Below are 3,821 nucleotides of genomic sequence, written 5' to 3' on the forward strand. Positions count from 1 at the left end.
GAAAACCGGACAATCTAAACTGACAAAAAGCGGTCAGAGTTCACCGTTGTTGACAAAAGAGGAGATTGTGACCTGCTCCCGTACCTCTCTAGGAGAGCTTGTGGTGTCCTGAACCCATGCTGCTTTCCTCAAGGTCACTCGGTGAGAACGGTGTAATGCCTTTGAAGATACCGGTCTTTTTCATTGACCGATTGAGAAGGTGGCCGGTAAAAACTTCGGTAGGGTCGATTTGGCGGAGCCTCTCGAAGTCCACTGAGGCCCACTGGTCCCGGTGCATTATCACGCTGATGATGTATTGGTCCTCTGCATGACCATTCGATGAATTGATGGTCTCCCGATATCCGGATATCAACACGTGCTCCACTGTGGGGAGGTGTGCAAAGATCTCCCCAGCGACTCTCATCATGACCGAGTGAATGTAGTCACGGTAGATTTGCCGTCTTTTAGTTGCACTCACTGTCTTGGGTGAGAGCTTGTATTGGGTAGCAGGGACAGACCACTCCTTGTCGGGCATCTCGTCTTCATCAGGGAACTGGATGTCGAGAGCCAGTGTTGTATTGTCCTCGCCCAGATCAAAATCAATGGCGGGCTCCTTGGGCCACTCAATACCCCCAAGATATGTTTCAAGTACCCGCTCCATAGCGGTAATGTCCGAGAAGACCAAGGTTTCCTCAAGAGCCTTCCGTTCCTGCTCACCCTGGTCATGGGCAGCTTTGGCTGAGCGCCAGTCTGCGTGATCGCGGTTCAGCTTTCGACGGAATGGAGGGAATATCAGCGCCCAGACTTTGGCAAACAGGCTGGGGGTTGGTTCCTGCACCTTGAAAAGGGAAGGTATGTATTCAGGCTTATCGGTGGGCTTCGGGATGCGATGATGAAAAGTAGTGATTGACCGGAGCATCTCATTGCGACGTTCACAGACCTCTTCCATGAACGCTCTAATTGCTCCGCCAGCTCGTTTTCTGACAGCAGCGGTCTCCCGGGTACTTAGAGGCTCCCCGGTAGGATATAGGAGGGTAACCAGGCCATCGTCATCAATGCTGATGTTTATATTGCCCTGCTCGCCTTGTGCCCCTTTACGGCCTCCTGTGCCCCCTTTCTGGGTCTTGTTCAGCTTTTCTCTGAAGCTCAGCCCGGTGCCCGGTACACCCACGTTTCCATAGACACCGCGTCGACCCACGCTCATGGTCGCGCCTCTGGGCCCTGCAGAAAGCCCTACGCCTCTTTTGCTGACATTCAGGCGAATACCTGGGGCAATCTTGATGCGACGCTGAAATCGAAAAGCCATGAATTACTCCGAGTTTTGATCTGTTTCCTGCCGGGCTTGGAAGGCATCACTAAATGCAGCAGCAAGTATCCCGGTCGGCATAGCGACAATGCCAATACCGGAGATGGCAGTAAGACCCGCGAAGAACTTGCCAGCAGCGGTGATTGGTGTGACGTCTCCGTAGCCCACGGTTGTTAAAGTGGCCACGCTCCACCAGAGAGCACGGGGAATGCTTCCAAAGTCTTCAGGTTGCAGCTCTGCCTCGAACAGATACAGAAATGCACTGGAAACGAGCAGCAGGATAAAAGCGATGGAGGCACTCATGAGCAGCTCGAACTTGCGTCTGGCTGTAGCTACCCAGAGCAGGTCCCAGGCTTGTGTGAAACGACCGAGTCTAGATACCCGAAGTATCCTGAAGATGCGGGTCAGCCTGATATAAAAGGCCAGGGAGTTTGAGACGAAAGGTGCGATGAACGATACCAGCGCCAGTAAATCGAAAACAGCCCATCCGGATTTCATGTAGCGGAGCCGCCCGAACGCACCGGAGTATTTTGGATTTTCGGGGGCAACATATATCCGGAGGCCATACTCAATGACAAACAGCACAAACAGAATTCGCTCTGATATCAAAAAGAGATACGGGTAGGCCTCTCTGATGGGGCGTTCGGTCTCAATGACGGCCAGCAAGACCGAGACGAGAATAAGTATGCATATTGCCAAGTTGAAAGGAGATAGCCCTTTTTTGTTCCAGGCTGTGGCATCAACATACCTGTAGAGAAGCTGTCGCATCGATTGTTTCCTGCAAACATTGCGCGGCGCTCCAAGCATAGCTGCAAATCTGGTTAGAGTCCTAACATGATTGCCGGGTGTTCGAAGTTTGCGTTAGTGAGCGAGGCTCAGGTTTTGGTTCTTGCTGGTGGGGAGGCAGTCTTTCGAGTTTTTACGAATGAATGTTTAGGGCTGGCAACGACGGTATCAATAATGATACAGCTGTGTTTATAACAGTATCGCGTTATGAATTACTTGGAAGAGTATTTTCCGAGGCCATTCCAAGGAAGGAATGGTGCCGAGGAGAGGACTTGAACCTCCACGGGGTTGCCCCCACTAGCACCTGAAGCTAGCGTGTCTACCAATTTCACCACCTCGGCAGGTGATTTGCAGCCTTTGATGATTTGTCTGGCCCGGATAAGCTGTTGTTATCCATTGAGAAGCCTTTCATTTCTGCTGCCTGTCAAGGCATTTGCCTCAACCGATGGCGCGTACTTTAATGATTCGCCTATAAGCTGTCAAACACTTTTTTTCGAATTATTTGGGCGGTTGTTAGGCGGCTGACCGGTGGTGGCGGTATACTCGGACCAAATTCACCCGAGACCTCTGGAAAAGTGCCCCTTAAGGCTGTTTTTCAGAGGTCTCTGTGCCGGCATTGTTGCTGGCCGGGAACGCCGAGAGAACGAATGTCCGATAAGAATACCCCCCGTGATCCTCACGCTGACCGTGAGGCACAAAAGTACGACAACCCCATCCAGAGCCGGGAATTTATTCTCGATCATTTGCGCCAGCGCGGTGCGCCGGCGACCCATGAAACCCTCTGTGAAGAACTGGGCCAGTATTCGCCGGAGGGCATAGAAGCCCTGCGCCGCCGCCTGATCGCCATGTGTCGCGACGGCCAGATGATCTGCAACCGGCGCGGCAAGTATCTGCCTATAGATGAAGCGGACCTGGTGACCGGCAAGGTCTCTGGCCATAAAGATGGCTTCGGGTTCCTGATGCCGGATGATGGCGGTGGTGACCTGTTCCTCAGTGCCCGCCAGATGAAGCAGGTGTTTCATGGTGATCGGGTTGCTGGTCGGGTCGAGAGTGTGGATGACCGGGGGCGTAAGGAAGGTGTCATCGTTGATGTGCTGGAGCATCGCACCACCCAGACCGTCGGACGTCTGTTCCGGGAAGACGGCATCGCGTTTGTGGTGCCGGAAAATCCCCGCATCAACCATGAAGTGATGATTGCCGAAAGCGATTGCGCCGAGGCCCGTCACGGCCAGTACGTGGTTGTTGATATTCTGCGCCAGCCAACCCTTCGCACCAAGCCTACGGGCAGGGTGGTTGAGGTGCTTGGTGAACATATGGCGCCGGGCATGGAAATTGATGTTGCCATTCGCTCTTACGATATTCCTCACGAATGGCCCCCGGCGGTTACCCGTCAGGCGGCGGATATTCCGGAAGAGGTCACCGACGCTGACAAGGCAAACCGGGTGGATATCCGCCACCTGCCGCTGGTGACCATTGATGACGAGACCGCCCGGGATTTCGACGATGCTATCTATTGCGAGCAGCGTCCCCGGGGTGGTTACCGGCTGATCGTGGCCATTGCTGACGTGTCCCATTACGTGCGCCCCGGCACACCACTGGATGACGAGGCCCAGAATCGCGCTACGTCGGTGTATTTCCCGGATCACGTGGTACCGATGCTGCCGGAGAAGCTTTCCAACGGTTTGTGCTCCCTTAACCCGGGGCTGGATCGGTTGTGCATGGTGGCGGATATGACCCTCAGTGCCGCCGG

General features: G+C 54.1%; 3 protein-coding genes and 1 tRNA gene. 1 reads left to right on the forward strand and 3 read right to left on the reverse strand.

Annotated elements, in window-relative coordinates; translation table 11 throughout:
* Positions 1-88: 88 nt before the first annotated feature.
* The 3 genes from AAC035_RS19420 to AAC035_RS19430 all read right to left on the reverse strand — a co-directional run bounded on the left by AAC035_RS19420 (position 89) and on the right by AAC035_RS19430 (position 2,412).
* Complete coding sequence (locus AAC035_RS19420; protein ID WP_339806766.1) at positions 89-1,285, reverse strand: DUF4236 domain-containing protein; 1,197 nt, start codon at positions 1,283-1,285, stop codon at positions 89-91.
* A 3-nt stretch (positions 1,286-1,288) separates the two neighbouring features.
* Entirely contained in the window at positions 1,289-2,053 is a 765-nt protein-coding gene (locus AAC035_RS19425) for an ion transporter (protein ID WP_339806767.1), read from the reverse strand.
* 272 nt (positions 2,054-2,325) lie between these two features.
* Positions 2,326-2,412, reverse strand: a tRNA-Leu gene (locus AAC035_RS19430).
* Positions 2,413-2,718: 306 nt separating this feature from the next.
* On the opposite strand from AAC035_RS19430, the gene AAC035_RS19435 reads away from it, so the two are divergent.
* The coding region (locus AAC035_RS19435; RefSeq protein ID WP_339806768.1) for an RNB domain-containing ribonuclease at positions 2,719-3,821 on the forward strand (1,103 nt) is incomplete at its 3' end.

It is taken from the genome of uncultured Marinobacter sp. (assembly GCF_963974375.1).
In the GTDB taxonomy this organism is placed as follows: domain Bacteria; phylum Pseudomonadota; class Gammaproteobacteria; order Pseudomonadales; family Oleiphilaceae; genus Marinobacter.